Annotated in this window: 13 protein-coding genes and 1 riboswitch; of the genes, 3 read left to right on the top strand and 10 right to left on the bottom strand. The window is 50.4% G+C overall.

What is annotated here, in order from left to right:
• Positions 1-47 precede the first annotated feature (47 nt).
• The 5 genes from cysK to B5G10_RS09025 all read right to left on the bottom strand — a co-directional run bounded on the left by cysK (position 48) and on the right by B5G10_RS09025 (position 8,099).
• Positions 48-995, bottom strand: a complete 948-nt coding sequence (gene cysK, locus B5G10_RS09045) for a cysteine synthase A (RefSeq protein WP_087424413.1) — start codon at positions 993-995, stop codon at positions 48-50.
• A 42-nt stretch (positions 996-1,037) separates the two neighbouring features.
• Complete coding sequence (gene nfo / locus B5G10_RS09040) at positions 1,038-1,886, bottom strand: deoxyribonuclease IV (RefSeq protein WP_087424412.1); 849 nt, start codon at positions 1,884-1,886, stop codon at positions 1,038-1,040.
• Positions 1,887-1,969: 83 nt separating this feature from the next.
• Positions 1,970-3,844, bottom strand: coding sequence for a S41 family peptidase (locus B5G10_RS09035; RefSeq protein WP_158098807.1), 1,875 nt, complete (start codon positions 3,842-3,844; stop codon positions 1,970-1,972).
• Between the two features lie 372 nt (positions 3,845-4,216).
• Positions 4,217-6,493, bottom strand: coding sequence for an outer membrane beta-barrel family protein (locus B5G10_RS09030; RefSeq protein ID WP_087424410.1), 2,277 nt, complete (start codon positions 6,491-6,493; stop codon positions 4,217-4,219).
• 46 nt (positions 6,494-6,539) lie between these two features.
• On the bottom strand, positions 6,540-8,099 hold the full coding sequence (locus B5G10_RS09025; protein ID WP_087424409.1) for a sulfatase: 1,560 nt from the start codon (positions 8,097-8,099) through the stop codon (positions 6,540-6,542).
• Positions 8,100-8,485: 386 nt separating this feature from the next.
• Between B5G10_RS09025 and B5G10_RS09020 the strand changes: the two genes are divergently transcribed.
• From B5G10_RS09020 to B5G10_RS12720, 3 genes are all read left to right on the top strand, one after another.
• Positions 8,486-10,063, top strand: coding sequence for a glycoside hydrolase family 5 protein (locus B5G10_RS09020; RefSeq protein ID WP_241147747.1), 1,578 nt, complete (start codon positions 8,486-8,488; stop codon positions 10,061-10,063).
• Between the two features lie 189 nt (positions 10,064-10,252).
• On the top strand, positions 10,253-11,533 hold the full coding sequence (locus tag B5G10_RS09015) for a DUF6383 domain-containing protein (RefSeq protein WP_143241105.1): 1,281 nt from the start codon (positions 10,253-10,255) through the stop codon (positions 11,531-11,533).
• Positions 11,534-11,638: 105 nt separating this feature from the next.
• Positions 11,639-11,797: a hypothetical protein gene (locus B5G10_RS12720; RefSeq protein ID WP_158098806.1), complete on the top strand. Its 159-nt coding sequence runs from the start codon at positions 11,639-11,641 to the stop codon at positions 11,795-11,797.
• A gap of 207 nt (positions 11,798-12,004) precedes the next feature.
• Here the strand turns inward: B5G10_RS12720 and B5G10_RS09010 are convergent, their stop codons facing one another.
• The 5 genes from B5G10_RS09010 to B5G10_RS08990 all read right to left on the bottom strand — a co-directional run bounded on the left by B5G10_RS09010 (position 12,005) and on the right by B5G10_RS08990 (position 19,867).
• On the bottom strand, positions 12,005-15,253 hold the full coding sequence (locus tag B5G10_RS09010) for a leucine-rich repeat protein (RefSeq protein ID WP_158098805.1): 3,249 nt from the start codon (positions 15,251-15,253) through the stop codon (positions 12,005-12,007).
• Between the two features lie 128 nt (positions 15,254-15,381).
• Complete coding sequence (locus B5G10_RS09005) at positions 15,382-15,897, bottom strand: threonine/serine exporter family protein (RefSeq protein WP_087424406.1); 516 nt, start codon at positions 15,895-15,897, stop codon at positions 15,382-15,384.
• Positions 15,894-16,670: a threonine/serine exporter family protein gene (locus tag B5G10_RS09000; protein ID WP_087424405.1), complete on the bottom strand. Its 777-nt coding sequence runs from the start codon at positions 16,668-16,670 to the stop codon at positions 15,894-15,896. Before B5G10_RS09000 ends, B5G10_RS09005 begins: the two co-directional genes overlap by 4 nt.
• A gap of 298 nt (positions 16,671-16,968) precedes the next feature.
• Entirely contained in the window at positions 16,969-18,060 is a 1,092-nt protein-coding gene (locus B5G10_RS12715) for a hypothetical protein (RefSeq protein WP_087424404.1), read from the bottom strand.
• A gap of 138 nt (positions 18,061-18,198) precedes the next feature.
• Positions 18,199-18,402, bottom strand: a riboswitch (cobalamin riboswitch).
• A 91-nt stretch (positions 18,403-18,493) separates the two neighbouring features.
• Positions 18,494-19,867 (bottom strand): alkaline phosphatase, encoded by a 1,374-nt coding sequence (locus B5G10_RS08990; RefSeq protein ID WP_087424403.1) that lies wholly within the window; start codon positions 19,865-19,867, stop codon positions 18,494-18,496.
• Between the last annotated feature and the right edge of the window lie 166 nt (positions 19,868-20,033).

The following is a 20,033-nucleotide window of genomic DNA, read 5'->3' as shown; positions in this document are numbered from 1 at the left end:
TTTGCCGGGGGCTCTCTGTTATGGTACGACTCTCACGAAGAGTAGCCTTAGAGTTTGTATCCCTCGAAGTCGTAGAGCTCGGTCGAGAGGTAGCGTTCGCCCGTGTCGGGCAGAAGCACCACGATGTTTTTGCCGCGGTTCTCGGGGCGTTGGGCCAGCTGGGTAGCCGCAAAAGCGGCAGCTCCCGACGAGATACCCACCAGCATACCCTCGGTAGCGGTGAGTTCGCGACTGGTGCGGATGGCGTCGTCGTCGGCTACGGGAATTACCTCATCGACCACCGAGGCGTCGTAGGTTTTGGGCACAAAGCCGGCACCGATGCCTTGCAGTTTATGCGGCCCCGGTTTCCCGCCCGACAGAACCGGCGAGCCGGCCGGTTCTACAGCCACGATTCGTATGGCCGGGTTGTGACTCTTCAGCCCTCGGCCCACACCGCTCACGGTACCGCCGGTACCCACACCGGCTACGAAGATATCGACTTCGCCAGCCGTGTCGCGCCAAATCTCCTCGGCGGTGGTTGTTACATGTATGGCCGGGTTGGCCGGGTTCTCAAACTGTTGCAGGATGACACTCCCCTCGATACTCTCGTTCAGCTCCTGCGCCTTGCGTATGGCGCCCGTCATACCCTCGGCCCCCGGGGTGAGTACCAGTTGTGCCCCCAAGGCTTTGAGCAGGTTGCGACGCTCGAGGCTCATGGTGTCGGGCATGGTGAGTATAAGGTGGTATCCCCGGGCCGAAGCCACGAAAGCCAACCCCACACCCGTGTTGCCGCTTGTGGGTTCGATAAGGGTGGCATGCGGTTTCAGTACCCCGCGACGTTCGGCATCGTCGATCATCGAGAGGGCTACGCGGTCTTTCTCGCTACCGGCCGGGTTGAAATATTCCAGTTTGGCAATGACCGTGGCCTCCAACTGGTGTTTGCGGTTGTAGTTCGAGAGTTCCAGCAGGGGAGTGTTCCCAATGAGGTCAGTCAGGTTTTTAGCTATCTTTTTCATTGTTCAAGTCGATTTTATACAGTCATACTACTCAAAACGCATTTATTGTGCGGCAGCCATTTCGTAAAGCCGGGCAATCTCCTGGGGCCACAGATTTTCGTCGGGAGTCTCGAGGATGAGGGGAATGTTGTCGAATCGAGGGTCTTTCATGAGCCGCTCGAAGAACCCGATGCCCAACACGCCGGCCCCCAGGCTGTCGTGGCGATCAACCCGCGAGTTCAGACCCTTTTTGGCATCGTTCAGGTGCATGCCCCGCAGGTATTTGAACCCGATGATTCGGTCAAAATCCTTCCACGTCTGGTCATACCCCTCGGCCGTGGCCAAGTCGTATCCACCGGCAAAAGCGTGGCACGAATCGATGCACACCCCCACACGGCTCTTGTCCTCTACCTGATCGATGATGGCAGCCAGGTGTTCAAACTGGAATCCTACGTTGCTGCCTTGTCCGGCGGTATTCTCGATAACGGCGGTTACCCCCTGGGTCTTTTCGAGAGCCAGGTTTATCGACTGGGCAATGCGCGACAGACACTCGTCGATCGAGATCTCCTTCAGATGGCTGCCCGGGTGGAAGTTCAGCAGCTTCAGCCCCAACTGTTCGCAGCGTTGCATCTCGTCGAGAAATGCCGCCCGGCTCTTGGTCAGACCCTCGTCTTGCGGATGCCCCAGATTGATAAGGTAGCTGTCGTGAGGCAGAATATGTTCGGGGGCAAACCCGTATTGAGCACAATTCTCGCGGAACTGTTGTATGCTCTTCTGCGACAGGGGCGGCGATTGCCATTGCCGTTGGTTCTTGGTGAAGAGAGCGAATGCCTTCGCTCCGATAGTGTGCGCATTTACCGGGGCATTTTCTACACCCCCCGAGGCACTAACATGGGCTCCTATATATTTCATAACAAAGATTATTTTATTCGATAATTGGGTTCATACAAAGATAGTGAAAAATTTCCTGTCGTACTTCAATCTCGGTCAGGGTATTATTCTATGATGTCAAGGGCTTTCAGCAGCAATTCATCGGTATCCGACGCAACTCCTTTTTGAGTTACATTCACATTCACATCGGGCGAAATGCCCCTGTTTTGTATGCCTTCCTTGTTGGCGAAATAAAATCCCTCGCCGGTAAATCTCACATGTACAGCCCCGGGCAGAACAAACGTAGAGATGGGGCCGTCGGAACCGGCCGTGGGCGAGCCGACCAGAATGGCATTGGGGCAGTGGCGTAGAATAGCCACGATACTTTCGCCCATGCTCACGGTCTTCTCATTGATGAGTACGACCACCTTTCCGGGGTAACAGTCGGGGTTCTCTTTCCCAAAATATTGAATGTCGTTCCACCGGACAACTCCCGGGAAATCGGGCACGACAGAGGTCGTACGGGTGCAACCGACACGATGCGGCAGAAGGTAATCGGCCATGTGATGCAATAAATCACAGGGATAGTTCCGCATATCGATAACAATAGCTTTGGCATCCTTAAACTCCGCCATGACAAGCGGCAGGCTGTCGCTACGGTACTGACCGATGGGCGAGAAATAGCCGATGCTGTCTGATAACCATTTATAATAAGGCACGTCGGAAAAAGATTTAGCCTTTCGCGGGAAATATTCCTTGGGAGTCAACCCCGATATGGAGACCTTCAGCGTTTTATCATTCCGTCTTATATTCAGGTCAGTAACGGAATCCTGTTGCTGAATAAGATCCAAAGCGACGGCGTACAGCAGCGACCGTTCGTTCGATGCACTGATTATTCTCGCGTATCGTTTTACCAGATCATCTACCTCCACACCGTTTATCTGGCAAACGACATCGCCTTTTTTCAACGTGGTCTGGCCCTCGAAGTCATCGGTTACGGTAAGTTTCTGCTCTACAAAATCCCAGAAAACCGGTAAATAGTAGTTCCTCTCCTCAGCGGGCAGTATCGAATCGGAATACTGACGCGAGGTGTGATTATCCTTCAGATAGGTTCCCAGATAATCGATGGTCGAGCGATACTCTTCTGCATTTTCGGCGTGAACAAACAAGGGGATAAACCGGGCTAAAACACGGTTCCAACTCTTGTCGGTAATATCTTTGCGATAGGGGTAGAAATATTCTATAATGTTCCAATATCGGTAAAGGGCCAGCAACCGAAAGCCTGCATCGGGATAGAGGTTGTCGCCATATTTGGCCTCTGTTGGGAATGAATTCATGGAGCTCAACCCCTTGTTGTAGTAATGGATAGTTTGGGTCCGGTCGGCATGCTTAATCGAATCCAACAAGTCATATAAAGGTTTATGGAGATGAACGATTTCATTCATCCAGGAGAATGAAGGGATTGAATAGTACAGAGAGTCACAAGCCGGGAAATCGGTTTTTATATGATTCCCCTTGTCCAACGGCCCCATGGGACGGACTTTGTTGAATACCAATTCACAGACCTCTTTTTTAGACCGGGATTTCAAGATCTCGGGCAACCACCGGAACAATTCATAGTCCCAATTATATTGACCGTCGCAAACCATGGGGTGATAGTATTTCAGGAATCCCCAGATTTTACCAAGCAAGACCAGCTTGTCAATGCTGTTTTTGTCCGTGGGTATCGCGCGGATAGCCGAGCCTGCATCAAATTCATGGTCCTCTTCGGCCGGATAGGTCTCCTGGGTCATTTCTACCGTCGTTTCAGCAATCCAATAAGGCCCGGTATCGGGGAACATGAGTTGCGGTATCATTATCTGACTGTTGCTACTCAAGGGAATACTTACCGTATAATCTTTCCAGTCGGTAGAGCCTTTTATCCATTGCATGGCCATGGTGTCCATGGCCGATACCACCATTAGCAGCGAGTCGTTTGCCGATTGCGTTTTTACTCGCATCGAAAAGGTAACCCCGTTTTCACGATTGACGGGGAGTGTGGTCAATGTCAAAACCGACGGCGTGATGGAATCGTGGGCTCCACAAATTTTCAAAGTCTTGCCTTCACCTGTGGGTAATGAATCTACGGTAAATCGATGGCTGTCACTGTTTACACTCCAATCCGGTGGAAGACCGGGTTGAGAAATATCTGAAAATACGGTATGAGATTTATAAGTAACCTCTTGATTTTTAGCCTGTACATGCAGGACTAAAAAGGGGAGCAGTGTCGATAGTAAGAATTTGATATGCATGTATCTCTTTTTTTACGAAAGTACCAAGTTTCTTTGAATTACACAAGCGCCGAGTATTGGGCTAGCTTGTCATGGATACCGCTAATGCCCAAAACGAGAGGAGTCCACCTCTTTCTTTTCCTTGGTGATACTTCCGCCAAAGCGATACACCAGTTTTACGGAAACCGTGCGGCTGTATTGTCCCATATTCAAGTCGATGTGCTGCCCGGCATAGCGGTTTCTCACCTTCATGCGCATGGTATCGAACAGGTCGGAGCAGTTCAGGTTCAGGCTGGCTTTATCCTTCAGGAAGTTCCACTGGGCTCCCACATTGACTGTAAAGACCGGTTTCGTATCGCTGATGCCGGAAATCATGCTTGAGCGATACATCGCATCCAGGTCGAAACCCAGGTGGGAACCTACCGAGAAGTGGTTCTGCATGGTCAGCATGCAGGCCCATTTATTCCGGTCGAAGGGAATATCCCAGAAGTGGTCACAGCGGTTGCGGTCATTGACCACGGTAGCATTTACCTGCGAGGAGAGCCAGCTCCCGATGCTGAACGGAATGTTGGCACTCATGCCGAAGGACTGGTAGTAATTCCAGTTTTGCGTGCGGTACACAAGGGCCAGACGGTCTTTTGCCTGATACATCTCCATCGTGAAATAATCGTCGATGCGCTCATAAAACAGCGACAGCATATACTTCTGCAGGAAGAGGTAGTTGGCATTCACGCTATACACATTGGCAGGCCGCAGCCCTTCGATAGTCTGAATCTCTTCGTAGGCATTCATGTAGGTGGTGCTGGTCTGCATGTCCCAATAAGAGGGGTAGTCCTTTTCCGACGAAACGCCCAGCATGAAGGTGTGCTTTTCCGACGGCGAATAGCTGAGACTGGCCTGTGGATAGAGCGACCATTTTTGATAGTTCCCGATGGAGTAATACTCACCGGTTGCCGAGAGCGAAAGGTACAAACCGTTTGCAAACTCCTTGTCGAAGCCGGCATACAAGTTGGCTATCTGCTCATAAAGGCGCGAGGAGGAGTTGTCCACATCGTCCTTTCCTTCCGCCCGATTGAAGAGCTGGCTGTTCCTATTGTCGGTATAGTCATATCGGGCACCGTATTTCAAGGTCCAGTCGTTGACCAGGCTGTGGCTCTGGTCGGCATAGACAGAGACCTTGCGTATCTTCTGGTCCGAAGTATAGTCAAGCAGTTGACGCGTATGGTCTGTCAATTCGCTTTCCAGGTGGTTATAGTCGTTCATCGAATAGTCCGTATAGTCCACGCCGAGGTCCAGTCCGAAGCCCGAAGAGTAGCGGGCAAAGACATTGTGCAGCCAGCTGTCCTGCTCCTTGTCGTTGTGGCTGTTCTGAAAATTCCCGTTCACATCGATAGTCCCCTTGCCGTTTCCCGACAGGGCACCGTTGTATCCCACACTCAGCGCATTATCCTCGTTTATTTGATAGCCATACTCGGCATAGATGTTATGCTTCCACCCCTTCGTGTTGATTTTCTGCCGCTGTGCGATGTCATATACCTGTCCGTCATACTGGTGCATGGAGGCCAGATCCATCACGGTCATGATGTGTGAATAGCCGGGGTTGTAAGAGACATTCAGCGACGACCTTCCCTTTGTCAACAGAAAGTTTACATTGCCGCTGTAACTGCTGAAATACTGGTTGCTGTAAGTCGCCGAGAGTTCGCTCTGGATCGTATTGTCGGCAGCCTTGGCCGTCACGATATTGATGGCGGCACCGCGCACATGATATTCGGGCGGCGTGTTATACATCACTTCGGCCGTCTGTACCTGCGAGGCAGAGGTATTCTTCAACATTTCAATCAGTTGTTCCTGAGTCAGGGTACTTGCCTTGCCGTTGAGGATTACCGTCACATCTTTTGCCCCAATCAGTGACAGCTTGCCGTTCCGGTCCTGTACCCCCGGCAGCTTGCAGATAGCCTCGTAAGCATTGTTGACGATATGTTTTTTTGAGATGACCGAAATATCATAACTCAGTTTACCCTGTTCCACGGTTACCAAAGGGCGTTCTCCCTCGACGACCACTTCGGCCAGGCTATGCTCTTTCGGCTCCAGTACAATGATGCCGGCGTCATGCGTCTGACCCTTTACCACCCGGGGTTGAAAAAACAGATGCTGGACAATGAGTTGAAAATGGTCTGCCACAGGCTCAAGGCTGAATGTACCGTCGGCCGCAGAGATGGCTGCGCCCAGATAGGTTGAATCGGGCAGTTGCATGACGATGGTCGCACCCTCCACCGGCTGTTGGTCGGTATCTATTATTTTTCCCGTTGTTTGACTCCAGACAGGGATTGAACTGCAAATGAGAAAAATCAGACTGAAAGCTGTTTTTATGGGATTCATGATATTCTATTGTATCGTATGTAATCACATGTCACCAGGTGATTTATCACGAACCGTCGGGGTAGGGACAGGTCTCACCTGTAGCGATATAGGCTGGGCGTTGGGCATCGGTCGATTTCAGGTAGCCGGTCAGTTCTTGGGCCAGGGCCTCGGCTACGTCGGGTTGCTCAAGGGCGAGGTCGTGCTGCTCGCCAATATCCTCGCGCACGTTGTAGAGGCGGCGTTGCTGCGTCTCCCAATGATAAATGAGGTGATAGTCGCCTTTCAGAATCGAAGAGTAGGCCCCGTATCCCTCTTCTCGGTTTTGAGTTTCGCCCCACAGGTTGGGAAAGTGCCACACGATGGTGCGCTCATACCGATGCGAAGGGTTGCGCAATACATCGGCAAAACTTACGCCGTCAATCGTTTGTACGGTCGAATACTCTTTAACACCGGCCATCTCGAGAATCGTGGGAAAGAAATCCTCGATCATCACCCGTTGGTCGCACTCACTGCCGGCCTGGGTCACGCCGGGCCAATAGACCATCATCGGTTCGCGCACACCACCCATGAAGGCCGAGCCCTTTCCGGCACGGGCTGGGTAGTTCTGGTCGCGGTTGGCACGTCCCTGGCGGGCATTGTTCAGGCCCTGTCCGCCGTTGTCCGACATGAACAGGACGATTGTATTGGCCGCCACCGTAGGCTGACTTTCGAGGAAATCGAGCAGGTCGCCCAAACTTTTATCCATCCCTTCGACCAAAGCTGCATATCGGGCCTCGTTTTCGTTGAGAGGGGCGTTGAGCTGAGTGTCGTATCGGTTGCGGTAGTAGTCGCTGAATCGGGCATCATCGTCGTAGGGCGAGTGTACGGCATAGTGCGACATATAAAGATAGAAGGGACGTTTCTCGGCAATGGGGCGTTTCATGGCCTCGATGGCCTCGCGCGTGAGAGCCTCGGTGAGGAAGATATCCTGGCCGTAGTATTTCTCCAGACCCAGCACCTCGAAGGGTGAACCTTGGCCGAAGTTGCGGCTTCCCAGATAGCTGCCCGGAGCCCCGTTGGCACCCCCGGCTATGTTGACGTCGAAACCCATGGTCGAGGGGTTGGCTCCCGATGTACCCTTGGCCCCGAAGTGAGCTTTCCCGCAGTGTATCGTGTAGTAGCCGTTCTGGTGCAGAATTTGGGGAAACGAGGTGATGAGGGTCGAGTTCTTCAAGTCGGCTGCTTCAGTGGTGTGAGCCGGCTGTATGCCGTTGTAGTTCCAGTCGGGTAGCTCGATTACAGAGCTCGAGGCATCGGTCTTTTGGTCGTAGTTCAGTGTCCAGTTCGTTACCCGATGGCGGGCCGAATTCATACCCGACATCAAACTGCAACGCGTGGGCGAGGAGATAGCGCAGGCATAAGCCTCGGTAAATTTCACGCCCATGCTGGCCAATCGCTCCATATTGGGGGTGCGGTATCGGTTATTCAAGGGTGTGGTCTCGGAATAGAACGGTACCGATGTATCTTGCCAACCCATATCGTCCACCAGAAACAGGATGATATTGGGCTGTTGTTGTGCGTGCAGGAGAGTAGCCCCAGAGAGTGAAGCCAGTAAAAGAGTGCTTTTCAGGGAAAAATTCTTCATGTCGAACTTGAACTGATGTTTTGTTTTTGACAGGTATTTGAAATCGGTTACAATGATAGTGAAAATGTGGCTTGGGACGGGAGAAGAGCTTGTAAAATATGTTAATGTGCAAATCTCTATCTCTGGGAAAGTGTCAGTATAGGATAATAAAAATGTAGCATAGATGGCAGTTGTCGGCTTCCTTTGCAAAAAATAATCGATAATATGCCATGAAAAAATTGCTGCTATTCTTGTGTCTCTGTTTTGTTTGTAATCTGAATGCAAATAATATATTGGTAATTAATGACTTTGAATCGGGCTTTGGAAATGCCTCAAATGCATGGGGCGGCTCGTGCGAGTGGGTGGACAATCCGTTGAAAACTGCCGATAACTCTTCGGCAAAAGTCTTGAAGATAAACAGTACCGAGTTTGCTGCAACATCTATTCCGTTTGTTTTGCCCGATGGTAAAACGCTTACTGATTATATGGGGGTACGCTTGCAACTGGCCGTTCTCGATGCTTGTGGTGAGAATATTCATTGGGTGGGTTGTGATTTGGGCCTGCAGGATCAGGTGGGTAACAAATGCTGGCCGGCAACTGCTTCGTGGCAGACGGGAGCCTTGAATACCTGGATGACACTCGATTTCTGGTTGGATGAAGCCACTTTGTCGTCGTGGTTTGCCGGCGGATATACCGGAGATTTGAGTTTGCTGGTAAAAGTGGGACGTCAAAAATTTGTTTATTTGATCGATAATGTAGCACTGATTGAAAAGACAGAATATGTGGGCGACAGTTCTCAGAACTGTTTTGGTGTGAATCTGTCGGGAGCCGAGTTTGGTGGCATTTATCCCGGGGTCGATGGTACACACTATGGCTATCCCACCTATAAGGATTTGGATTATTTCAAAAAAAAGGGGCTGAACTTGATTCGTTTTCCTTTCCGCTGGGAGCGCATCCAGCGGGTTATGAATGGTGAACTCGATGCCACCGAACTTGCCAAAATGAAAACTTTTGTGCAGGCAGCCGAGGATAGAGGTATGCCAATCATTCTCGACATGCACAACTTTGCCCGATATTCGTTTGATGGTGGAACTACCCATGTGTTGATTGGGGAGTCGTCGGTTTTGACGGCCGAACATTTGGCCGATGTGTGGCGAAAATTGGCCCGGGAGTTCAAAGACTATACCAACATTTGGGGTTACGATATCATGAACGAACCTTATTCGATGCTCCCTTCGGCCCCGTGGGTCGATATAGCCCAAGTCGTCATCAATGCCATTCGCGAGGTCGATACCGAGACTCCCATCATTGTGAGTGGTGATTCATTCAGTTCGGCCCGTTTTTGGGTGGAGTATAGCGACAACCTGCGCACGCTGGTCGATCCCTCAGACAATCTCATCTTTCAGGCTCATCTCTATTTCGATAAAGATTATTCGGGACAATACCTGAATTCCTATGATGCCGATGAAGTGGCACCCGATACCGGGGTGGAGCGGGCCCGGTATTTTGTAGAGTGGCTCAAACGCTACAACAAACGAGGATTGTTGGGCGAATATGGTGTGCCCGATGATGACGCTCGCTGGTTGGTCACGCTCGAAAATCTTTTGGCCTATTTACGCGATAACGGAGTGTCGGGAACCTACTGGTCGGCCGGGCCTCGCTGGGGCAATTATAAATTGTCGGTGCAGCCTACTCAAAACTATACGGTTGATCGTCCGCAAATGTCGGTCCTCGAAAAATATACGGTTGCCGATGACAATTCGTCGGCAGTCGAGTCGCAAGTTGCGGAGAGTCCCGATAATTTGCAAGTCTCTTGTCAAGGCCGAATGGTTGTATTCAGGAGCCGTAAATCTTGTGAAGTAAATGTATGGAATGTATCGGGTAATCTGGTTCGTAAAGTGTCGGTATTGCCTTACGCTCCATCCCATATAACATTGCCTCAAGGATTCTATATTGTGGGAAGCGAAAAACTTATTGTTAGATAACAGGATATTAAGCTCTATTTCGATACTTGTACTGGAAATGATAACATAGTGTTTGTCTTGGATAAAATAGTACAAATAAATCTGAGCATATAATGTCGATGTATTATTTATTTCTCTGTAATTTTACCCATGTCGATAGCCCATGAATTTTATGAATATTACAATGTTTAACTTTAATAGATAGATAACATGAAAAAAACATTATCTCTTTTGTGTGCTGCCTGTTTGGTAGCCGGTGTACAGGCCCAGACCTACATGATAAATGATTTTGAGTCGGGGCTGAATGGAGCAAATGCCGCATGGGGCGGCAGTGCCGAGTGGATAGACAATCCTTGCCCGACGAGCGACAACTCTTCGGCCAAAGCGTTGAAGGTGATTAGTACCGAATATGCCAATGTGGCAATACCGGTAACTCTGCCCGAGGGCAAGACATTGGCCGATTATACCGGCGTGCGGGTTCAGTTTGCCATCCTGGAAGGGTCGGAGAATATTACCTGGGTAGGGAATGAACTGGGGCTGGTCGATAACGATACGCAGGAGAAAACATTTCAGGTAGCTCAAAATTCCTGGGGTGATGCTTCGTACAATACCTGGATGACGCTCGATTTCAACTTCGACGAAACCATATTGTCAACCTATTTGGCCAGTAACCATGCCAGCACGAGCCTGTTAATCAAGGTCGGTCGTCAAGAGTTTACCTATGCCATCGACAATGTGAGACTGATCGAGAAGGAACAGGTAGCCGATCCCAATACGATTTTTACTTTCGAGACTATGGAGTTGGGAGCTACCGCCCGTTGTGCTATGCCGTGGAGCGGCACCTGTGAGGTTGTAGAGAATCCTTATACGGCAGGAATCAACTCTTCGACCAAAGCGTTGCAGGTCAATGGAGTCGAGTGTTCGCCGGTAACTTTCAGCGAAGCTCTTCCGGCCGGCAAGACTTGGCGAGACTACTCGGGTATCAAGTTTCAGTTGTGTTTCCTTGAGAGTGGATTTGAATGGGGTGGTATCGAATTGGGCGTGCGAACCGATGGTGGCTCTCACATTAAATTCGGGTATGCTGTCGATGAGACTACTGGTGCTGAAGGTGCCGCTTTTGGAGACTATACTCCTGGCGAATGGCTCGATGTGGAGCTGAAGATCGACGACTCGATGATTACCGATGAGGCCGAATCGGTGAAAACCATGTACCTCCGTTTAATGAAAAACGAGCTTTCGTATTTGTATGATAATTTGGTGTTGATTCCCCGCTCTTCTTCAAGTGCTGTGGACGAAGCTACGGCCGACGAGATGAAAGTTTATGCTGCCGAAGGCCATATCTGCATCGATTTGTCGAAAGATATGCAGGTGTCGGTTTATGCTTTGGATGGCCGCCAACTCTTCTCACGTATGCTGTCGAGTGGAAGTCATCGCATGGCCATGCCGAAAGGTGTCTATGTGGTTAATCACACAAAGGTAGTTGTTTTTTAGTTAGTCGGATAGATAGTGTGGACAATGGGAGTACCGGTTTTCTGGTACTTCCATTTTTTTTTACTATGATGGGGCCTCGGTTATGAAGCTTTTTTGAAGGGGACCATGAGATATATCTATGGCCTGTGGATGATGGAGTTGGGCTCTTTAGAAGAGCCTTGTTGGTGTAACGGTAGCCGGGTGTGTAGTTGTGCCGGCATCTGGCGCAGAATTGGTAGCCGCAGTTGCGATACGTTGAGAAGGGTGGGAATAGCCGAGAAGTGAATGGGTTGAATGTTTGCAAAGCAAGTGATCGAAGCAAGGGGAGGAGAAAGAGAAATGCAAAGTTGATGCAGAGTGTTGCCTGGGGCTTGGTAGCGATGCCTTTCAATGCCTTTCTTTGTGGTCTATAAAAATACTCGGAACTTCACAGCCCCGGGTATAGAGGAATAAGGTCTAACTTTTTGATAATTTATTGATAAGATGATTTATTTATAGAATGATCTTCTGTCCGTTTACAATATATACCCCTTGAGGCAGTCCGTCGATAATCGTTTCTCCGGCTTGGGCTTCTTGAGAGAACACGAGCCGACCGTCGAGATGATATACCTTTATTGAGGTAGCTTTTTCCAACTGGAGTATGAGTTGGCCATTTGCTGCATAAATGCGAGTTTCTGTGGCTGGCTGGTCGATGGCAGTAGGCAATTTGCCCGGGATATCAAAAGATTCGGGTGCCGTATCGCTACCCTCCTTGCATACTGCATAACACTCAAACGGTTGTATGTCTCGGCTGTTGTTAACGAAAGAGCTTCCTTGTGCATCCAGCGCATATACGCCTTGGGCGGCTTGTATGGTTTGGTAGGTAGGCATGAGATCAAATTCTTTTCCTTCGGTGGCCTGGAATACGGGGGTAGCCGCTATTGTTACATCAGTGGCGCTGAAGGTTACTTCGCCTGTGAGATTGAGCTGGTCGTCCAAGGTGGCGTCATTGGGGAAGCAGATGATGTAGGGTGTATTGGCCTCGATTGATTGTGTGGCAACAAATCCGTCGGGAGTAAGAGCCCGAAGCCAGAAGGGGTTTTTCGATGTGTCGTAGTTGTTGTCGATGTCGTAGGCGCTCAACTCCACTTGTTGTCCGGCTCCGTTTTGTGCCGTGATGGAGGCTACGTCAAAGGGGAGGGCGATGCTGCTCCATCCACTGGTCTCTTGGGCATTGGAGTTCAGGTGCTCATCAATTGTGCGTGTATAGACAATAGTTTGGGCCTGGAACTCCTGTAAAGCCTCGAAGGGGTAACCGTCGGTTAATGCTATCTGTTGGGCCGAGCCCTCGATAATTACATTGCTGGCGTCGCTTTGTGAAGAGGCCGGAGCGTATATCAAGCAGTTGGGATTGGCCACTGTGGGTACCTCGAAGTAGAGGGAAACATCGCGCATGTCGATGGTGGTGACTCTATCGTTCAATGCCCACAGGGATGCCAAAGCCGAAGCATCGGGGGTAGCGCCCGAGATGACAATCTGTTTTGCCATAGTCAAGGCATCGGCATTGTCGGGGTGTATTTCGGTCCCGTCGGCAGTAATGCTGGTCAAAGGAACTATGGAATTCATCGAACCATAAATACTCGATTCCTGATATTCCGATAGTGCGGTAAAGGGGACTTTGAGGGTGCAATATTCGGGTTTGAAGGCTCCGGTAAAAGGAGTATCGCCATTCCCGTTGGCCGTAGTGACAGGTGGAACAACCGAATGGCACTCAATCGAGTTCAGAGACCAACAGTTGTAGAATACGGCTGGAGCAATCGACTGCATATTCTTGGGCAGGACTAATGATTGCAGGGCGTTGCAACTGGCAAAGGTCCAGTCGCCATCGATTCTCTCCAGAGTAGATGGGAGGGTTATACTCTTCAGTTGAGTGCAGCCGTAGAAGGTCCCGCCCGGGAGAGTCGTGATTCCTTCGGGGATTGTTATGGAAGTCAATTTGGCGCAGTTCCAGAAGAGTCCGGTACCCATCGACGAGGCCTCGGCCGGCATGTTAATCGATTCTAGGTTGCCACATCCGCTGAAGGCATCGTTGCCAAAAGTGCGTATGGTTTCGGGGAGTACCACTCTTTTGAGGCCGCTGCAACCAATGAATGCATGATAGGCCACCTCGATAGCGTTGCTTGGTAAGATGACTGTCTCTATAACGGTGTTGTTGGCAAACATCTCTTTGGGGAAAACATTCTCGACCGTTTTCATACCATTGAGGTAGGCCTCGCCACCAGCTACGATTTTACAGGCCTGCATATCGAGGTATTTCAAGGCCTGAAGTTCTCGTATGGTTTTAATATCCGAGCCATTGAGCTCGCCTTGCAGAATGAGAGTCGTGATGGTATCGGTTGTTGCCGGGAGAAGCGACGAAAGGGTTCCGGCGATATCGACCCTGACAATCCCTTCGGGTGTTTCGGGCTGAGAACTTCCTGTCTTGGCGGAAATTCGCATGGCATTGAGGTAAGAAAATCCCGAGGTATTGTTGGCGCTTTTGCCGATGGTGAGCACGACGACCCCCTCTTGGGTAGGCGAGATGCCCGATACGGTTGCGATACTCGTTGTGTTTGATGCGGCGTCAAGCGTGGCACTGCCGCTGTTTTTCCCCACATAGGTATAGGTCGTCTCTCTGTTCCCGTCGCCGGCGCGTGAGCCAAAGGTCTCAAAGGTATAGGTAGCGGCCGGATTCAGTCCCGATATAGTCAGTACAGGGTCGGCGCCATTGGAGCTGAAGTTGCTGGTCGATATTATGTCGTTCATGTTCCATACCGATGAACTGCTGCCGTTGGTGGCGGCGTGGGTAAATCCTACGGTAAACTCGATAGAGACGGTGGTAGCGGTTCCTGTCGAGTCGTTCAGTAAATCAAATCGAGAGCCACTGCCTTGAGTGTTGGCATTGTTCCAGCCGGAGATACCGGCCTCGGTAGGCCCGAAGTTGATGTAGATGGGGACAGTCGAGATTTCGACCGACGAACTTCCTACCTGGCTCGGGATATCGGCCCTTTTGACAATGTCGAACAGGATATCATGGGCGGCATCATTCAGGTGTACACCATCGCCCGAGTCATATTCGGGTCGAATGAAACTGTAGCCATCTGTTGTGGCAATGGGCGTATAGAAGTCAAGCGCATATTTGCCGTAATGGTTCAGAATACTGTCGGTAAGTTCTTTAAACTGGTCGCGAGCCGTCTGTTTCCAATAGTCGGGTTGGTGCTCTTCGCTGTAAGGCCCGTCATAGGTCTCTCCAAAGTTGTGAGGTTGCGAGGTCGTAATCCACACGGCAACACCGGCCTCTCGGGCCAGAGAGATAATTGTGGCGAAATGCTCCAACTGAGTGGCGACGGAAATACCGTTCGACACGTCGTTGGTGGGCATGTTGATGATAATGGCATTTGGCGAAAGGCTGAGGGCCTTGGTAATGTTTCGTTCCGTATCAACCTCGAGCAGGTGACTCCCGGTATTATAAGGTTCGGTTCCGGTGGGCATAATGGCACAAGTCGTGTAGCCCCCTTTGGCCAGGTTGATTACTGTGTTGGTGGGGTCGAGCGATTGCAGATAGCTCCGGTATTGATTTACCCACGCCCGATTCGAATCGGTTACTCCGGCTCCCGCAGCTGTTGAAGAACCTAAAACAACAATTCTTGTTCCTGCCTGAACCGAGAAAGTTAAGCAGGAAATCAATAAGATACAAAGTACTTTGAGTGTTTCTCTTTTCATCTCCGTCTTCATGGTTTTAAATAATGAGTAATATTAACCACAAAGATACGGGGGTAAATATCGATAAATAAAGTACTATTTTAATTAAGTATGATACAATTATAACAAAAGAGCTTCGGTGTTCTGCTCTACTTTTTTACGCGGTTTGCCGTCCGGGTCATCGAGAAGGCCCGCTTGTAAAAAATGAATATGGGGATGGTAGCACCTACGCCCAGAGCAAAGAGTACCGAGGCAGTGGTAATTCCATTCTTGAAAATCTCGAGCAGATAGTGTATGGCATCGTTGTCGTTGCCACTGCTTTGCAGAAACTTGATGAGCGAGAATACGGTGCGATAGGCATACATTCCCGGTATCATGGGGAGCAGTGCCGGTATGTACAACACGGTGGCTGGACAGAAGATGCGATAGCCGGCCCACAAACTGAGCATACCTATTGAAAAGGCTGCGATAAACGAGGCCGAGGCCAGGTCGAGCCCTGCATATTTCAAGAGGACGAATCGTATGCTGTGCCCCACGGCGGCCAAAAGTGCGGCATAGAGAATGGCTCGGCGGGGTGGGTTGGAGATAACCGCAAAACCTATGGCTGCAATAGCAGCCCCAATGGCATCGGCAACAACCGATCCTACAATTTGCCAGTTGATCATAACAGTTTTCCTCCCATCATTAAAAGTGTAATAGCCATACCGAAGGCGATGCAGACAATCAGCAACAGGGCGTTGATGAGCCGGGCGGTACCGGCCAGCACATGGCCCTCGATAATATCGATGATGCCGTTGATCAAGGGTACTCCCGGTATGAGGTAGAGTACGCTGGCACCGATGGCGATATCGGGGGTGGTACCCCATTGTTGCCACATGGTTATCGAGGCAATGAGCGAGGCAACGAATGCCGATATGGTGAATACGAAGTAGTGGTTGATGTGGTGTTTGCCCAAAATCTGTTTGAGGCGGAATCCCACAAGGGTCGCTACAAATACGGCGGCTACGGCAATCCAGTCGCCGTTGAACAGACGGCAGAAAGAGGCATTGGCAAAACCAACCAGTATCCACACTTTCCACTCGTTCATCCGGGGTTTGCCGGTGATAGTCTTGTATTTCTCCCACAGCGTGTCGAGCGAGAGGTGGTTGTCGTAAGCTTCCCAACTGAGTGCGCTCAGTTCGGAGTTGAATTCAAAATTGATGGCCCCCGATTTAGCCGCACTTACCGTACTATATACGTGAGCGTTGTCTTTGCTCCGCAGGGTCATGTTGATGGTTTTGTGGAAGAGGGTCATGTGGGCTTCGAAGCCAAACGATTCGGCTATGCGGGCGGTGTTGCGTACAATTCGCGAGGTGTGTACGCCCGACGCCATCAGGCAGGTAGCATACTCCGTGAGGAATTGCGATACAGCTTTCAGTTCTTCGTGTACGTTGTTCACTTGTTTGTAGTATTGACCAATTTTTCAGCGTGCAAAGATACAGAAAGGTGAGCGTAGAGGCAAACGGAAAGCGAAGATTTCAACGTTTGACTATGCCGAACCGCCTCCTTTCTTCTGGAAAGATAGCGAAAGGTGAGCGTAGAGGTAAACGGAAAGCGAAGATTTCGACGTTTGACTATGCCGAACCGCCTCCTTTCTTCTTTCATAGAAATCATAAGACAAAAACCGATAGTCGATACAGCACGGCCACATCGGCTAATCGGTTAAAGCTATATGAGGTATCGTGGTGGTATAACGTTTATTCGCCCCACACGGTTTTTGCAATATTCTTCATAGCGACAATCTTGCTCCACATCATCTGTTCCGAGATGACACTGTTGCCCTGGTTGTCTCTGAAATCGCCCTGGCTGCTCAAGTGAAGTGATTCGAGCGGGATGAGGCGGGCTGCATTCTCGATGTGGAACGTGATATTGCTCGACGATATGGGTTGCAGACTCGAGGTTGATACGAGACCCAGAATCACATCTTTCCCTTGGCAGTAGTTGAGCATCGAGAAGTCTATGTTTTCGTTCTCGCGGTTGCCAAAGTCAAAGGCGATGGCATCGGCACGAGTCGAGAGCAGCAGTTCGGCCGTCTTCTCTTTGTCGCCTATGCTCCACCATTTGTCGTGGAATTGCAGTGAGATGCACATGTCGTCGGGCTTTTGAGCCAAACAGGCCTCGGTAAGTTGGGCCGATGTGGCCACGAGCGAAAGCAGGTCGATGTGGGCAGCCTGAGCCACTTGCTCAATGTCGCTGTCGCCGGCCAGGTTCCACGCATAGTCGCTCAGTTGGAGGAATCGGCATCCCATGTCGTAGAATTCGCTGATAACCGTTTGGTAGGTTTGGGCGATGTCGTGCACGAGCAGATCCATGTCGGGGTAGTAACGCCCGGTGTTGTAGCGGTTCTCGGGGCGGAGCAGCTCGGCCAGCAGTGTGGTGGGCGAGGGGAGCAGAACCTTGGCATACATGTCGCCGCCTATGATACCCGTCAGGTAGGTGAAACGTTGAGTCACCTTGGGGGTCGAGGGGTAGGAGTTGTCGAACCCGATTTTACCCGAGATAACCGATTCTTTTACCTCATCGGGGGTGGTAGCCTCTTGTTTCGAGATATTCTCGAGGTGGTGGAAGAAGTCGAGGTAGTTGCTCGATTTGTAATCGCCGTCGGTTACGCATTTCAAGCCTATCTCTTTGCACTTTTCCACGATGCGGAAAATCTCCTTATCTTCGATTTCGTGCAGTTTGGCCGAGCTCCACACGCCGTCGTGATACAGTTTGCGAGCTTCGACAAGGGGTTCGGAGTAAACGAAACTTCCCGTTATATCTACACTGAAAGGAATTTTTCTTGCCATGATTCTTCTATTTTTGAGTTAAATACTTAATGGCGGGACAGAGTCGTCACCGATTCTCATCCCTTTTTCATTGGTAAAAAGTCTCTTTTTTCGATAATCTTTTCTTGACCGGCCTCTCGATCCACGGAGAGAGCAACGTCTGTTTTTACTGCAATCGGCAGGTCTTCTGACTTGTTTCGGTCCAGACGCCTTCCCAATCGGGATTTCGATTAGTGGCAATGCAGCATTTGTCTGAACTTCTATGAAACTTCACAGCAGCGGGCCTGTTCGGGATTTGCACCCGATTCCCTTTTCATTGCCCCATCGAACCGATAGAAGCAAACCGATTACAAGCGGCAAAGTTATATCCTTTGTTTTTATTTTACAATGTTTTTCTAAAAAAATCTTACATCGAAGGCCTTCTCGCCTTTTTAATCGTTTGTTTATTAGATGATTATTTATATTCGGCAATTCGGGCGATGAGGCGAGGTATTTCGGTATTGTCGAGCCGGTGAGCAAAGTTCTCGGCACCTACTCCTATGGCATAGAGGGGTACATAACCGGCCGTATGAGAACCGACGGCCCATTTGATCAGGGCTATCTCGTTGATAATCTGTTTGGCTGTTTCGACTATGGGTTCATTCTCTTCGTAGAGCGATTTGACCAGATTTCCCTCCGCATCGGCAATCGTCTCGTGATAGACCTGCTTGAGTCGTTCCTCTTGCTGTGGCGATAGAGTCAAGTGGGTCCAGAATCCGAAGGCTTGCGACAGAGCCTCCTGCATGGTCGGCCACGATACTCGGGTACCCGATTTGCGCCACGAAGCAATTTGTTGGGTAAAGGTTGTTCCACTCATCGTCTGGTATTGCAATGCCTGCAGGTTGAGAGCATACTCGCCGGTACCCAATACCACACCTCCGGTTTCGTGGTCGGCCGTGACAACGATAAGCGTCTCGTCGGGGTGAGCTCGGTAAAAGTCATAAGCGAGCCGTACCGACTCCTCCAGGTCTTTCACCTCCCGCAAGTCGGTAGCTCCGTCGCACACATGTCCGGCCCAATCGATTTTGGCTCCCTCAATCATCAGAAAGAAGCCGTCGCCCTTGCGTTGCAGGAAATCGATGGCGCAGCGTGTGAGGTCGGCCAGGCTCATGTCGCCCGGTTTGCGGTCAATGGCATAGGGTATGCTTTGCTTGGGAAACAGCACCATCTTGTCGGCTTGGTTGGCCTTGAGGTCATACTCGTCACATCCGACAGCCAGCGTATATCCGTTTTTAGGCAGCAGATCATAGAGCGACTCCTCTCCTTGGGGAGCTGGTTGGGTAAAGCGGTTACCGGCGTAAAACGTAAATCCGGCCGAGAGCATGTCGAGACCTACTTTGTAGCGGGCATAGCGGTCAATTTGGTGTGCAAAGAAAGCTGCCGGCGTAGCATCGTCGATTTCTCCACTGGTCACGATACCCACGGGAATCCCCTTCTGATGGGCCGCTGTGGCGATACTGTATATGACGGTGCTGTCGGCATCGACACCCACCGTATTGTTGTTGGCTTTTTCGCCACATGCCAAGGCTGTACCGGCAGCAGCCGAGTCGGTGACACCCCGATTGGCCGAACTGGTATTGACAAAGGTCGAGTAGGGGAACTGCGAGAAGAGCAACAGCTCGGGGCCTCTCACTCCAGCCAGTTCGCCATAAAACAACTCGGTGGCATTGACCTGGTTTACGCCCATGCCGTCGCCAATAAAGTAGAACACATATTTAGGACCGGCAGCTTGAGCCGACCACACAATGGCCATCAATAGACCGAGGAGAAGAGAACTCAATTTTTTCATCGTATCTGTGTTTTAGTGGATGTTCTATTTTGTTTCCCTGTTTGGACCAAGAAACCGAAGATTTATCTCTCTACCGAGCCGCATCCTATCTTCTACAAAAATAGTGAAAAGCTTCATAATCTTTTGCCCGTTAGGTGTGAAATTTTAGTGACTTTCTTGTTCCTTC

Source organism: Barnesiella sp. An55 (assembly GCF_002161555.1).
In the GTDB taxonomy this organism is placed as follows: domain Bacteria; phylum Bacteroidota; class Bacteroidia; order Bacteroidales; family Barnesiellaceae; genus Barnesiella; species Barnesiella merdipullorum.
This window is presented reverse-complemented; position numbering and strand designations above follow the sequence as displayed.

Coding starts and splice junctions, on each gene's coding strand:
- cysK (WP_087424413.1), bottom strand. CDS start 995: ATGAAAAAGATAGCTAAAAACCTGACTGACCTCATTGGGAACACTCCC.
- nfo (WP_087424412.1), bottom strand. CDS start 1,886: ATGAAATATATAGGAGCCCATGTTAGTGCCTCGGGGGGTGTAGAAAAT.
- B5G10_RS09035 (WP_158098807.1), bottom strand. CDS start 3,844: ATGCGAGTAAAAACGCAATCGGCAAACGACTCGCTGCTAATGGTGGTA.
- B5G10_RS09030 (WP_087424410.1), bottom strand. CDS start 6,493: ATGAATCCCATAAAAACAGCTTTCAGTCTGATTTTTCTCATTTGCAGT.
- B5G10_RS09025 (WP_087424409.1), bottom strand. CDS start 8,099: ATGAAGAATTTTTCCCTGAAAAGCACTCTTTTACTGGCTTCACTCTCT.
- B5G10_RS09015 (WP_143241105.1), top strand. CDS start 10,253: ATGAAAAAAACATTATCTCTTTTGTGTGCTGCCTGTTTGGTAGCCGGT.
- B5G10_RS12720 (WP_158098806.1), top strand. CDS start 11,639: ATGAGATATATCTATGGCCTGTGGATGATGGAGTTGGGCTCTTTAGAA.
- B5G10_RS09010 (WP_158098805.1), bottom strand. CDS start 15,253: ATGAAAAGAGAAACACTCAAAGTACTTTGTATCTTATTGATTTCCTGC.
- B5G10_RS09005 (WP_087424406.1), bottom strand. CDS start 15,897: ATGATCAACTGGCAAATTGTAGGATCGGTTGTTGCCGATGCCATTGGG.
- B5G10_RS12715 (WP_087424404.1), bottom strand. CDS start 18,060: ATGGCAAGAAAAATTCCTTTCAGTGTAGATATAACGGGAAGTTTCGTT.
- B5G10_RS08990 (WP_087424403.1), bottom strand. CDS start 19,867: ATGAAAAAATTGAGTTCTCTTCTCCTCGGTCTATTGATGGCCATTGTG.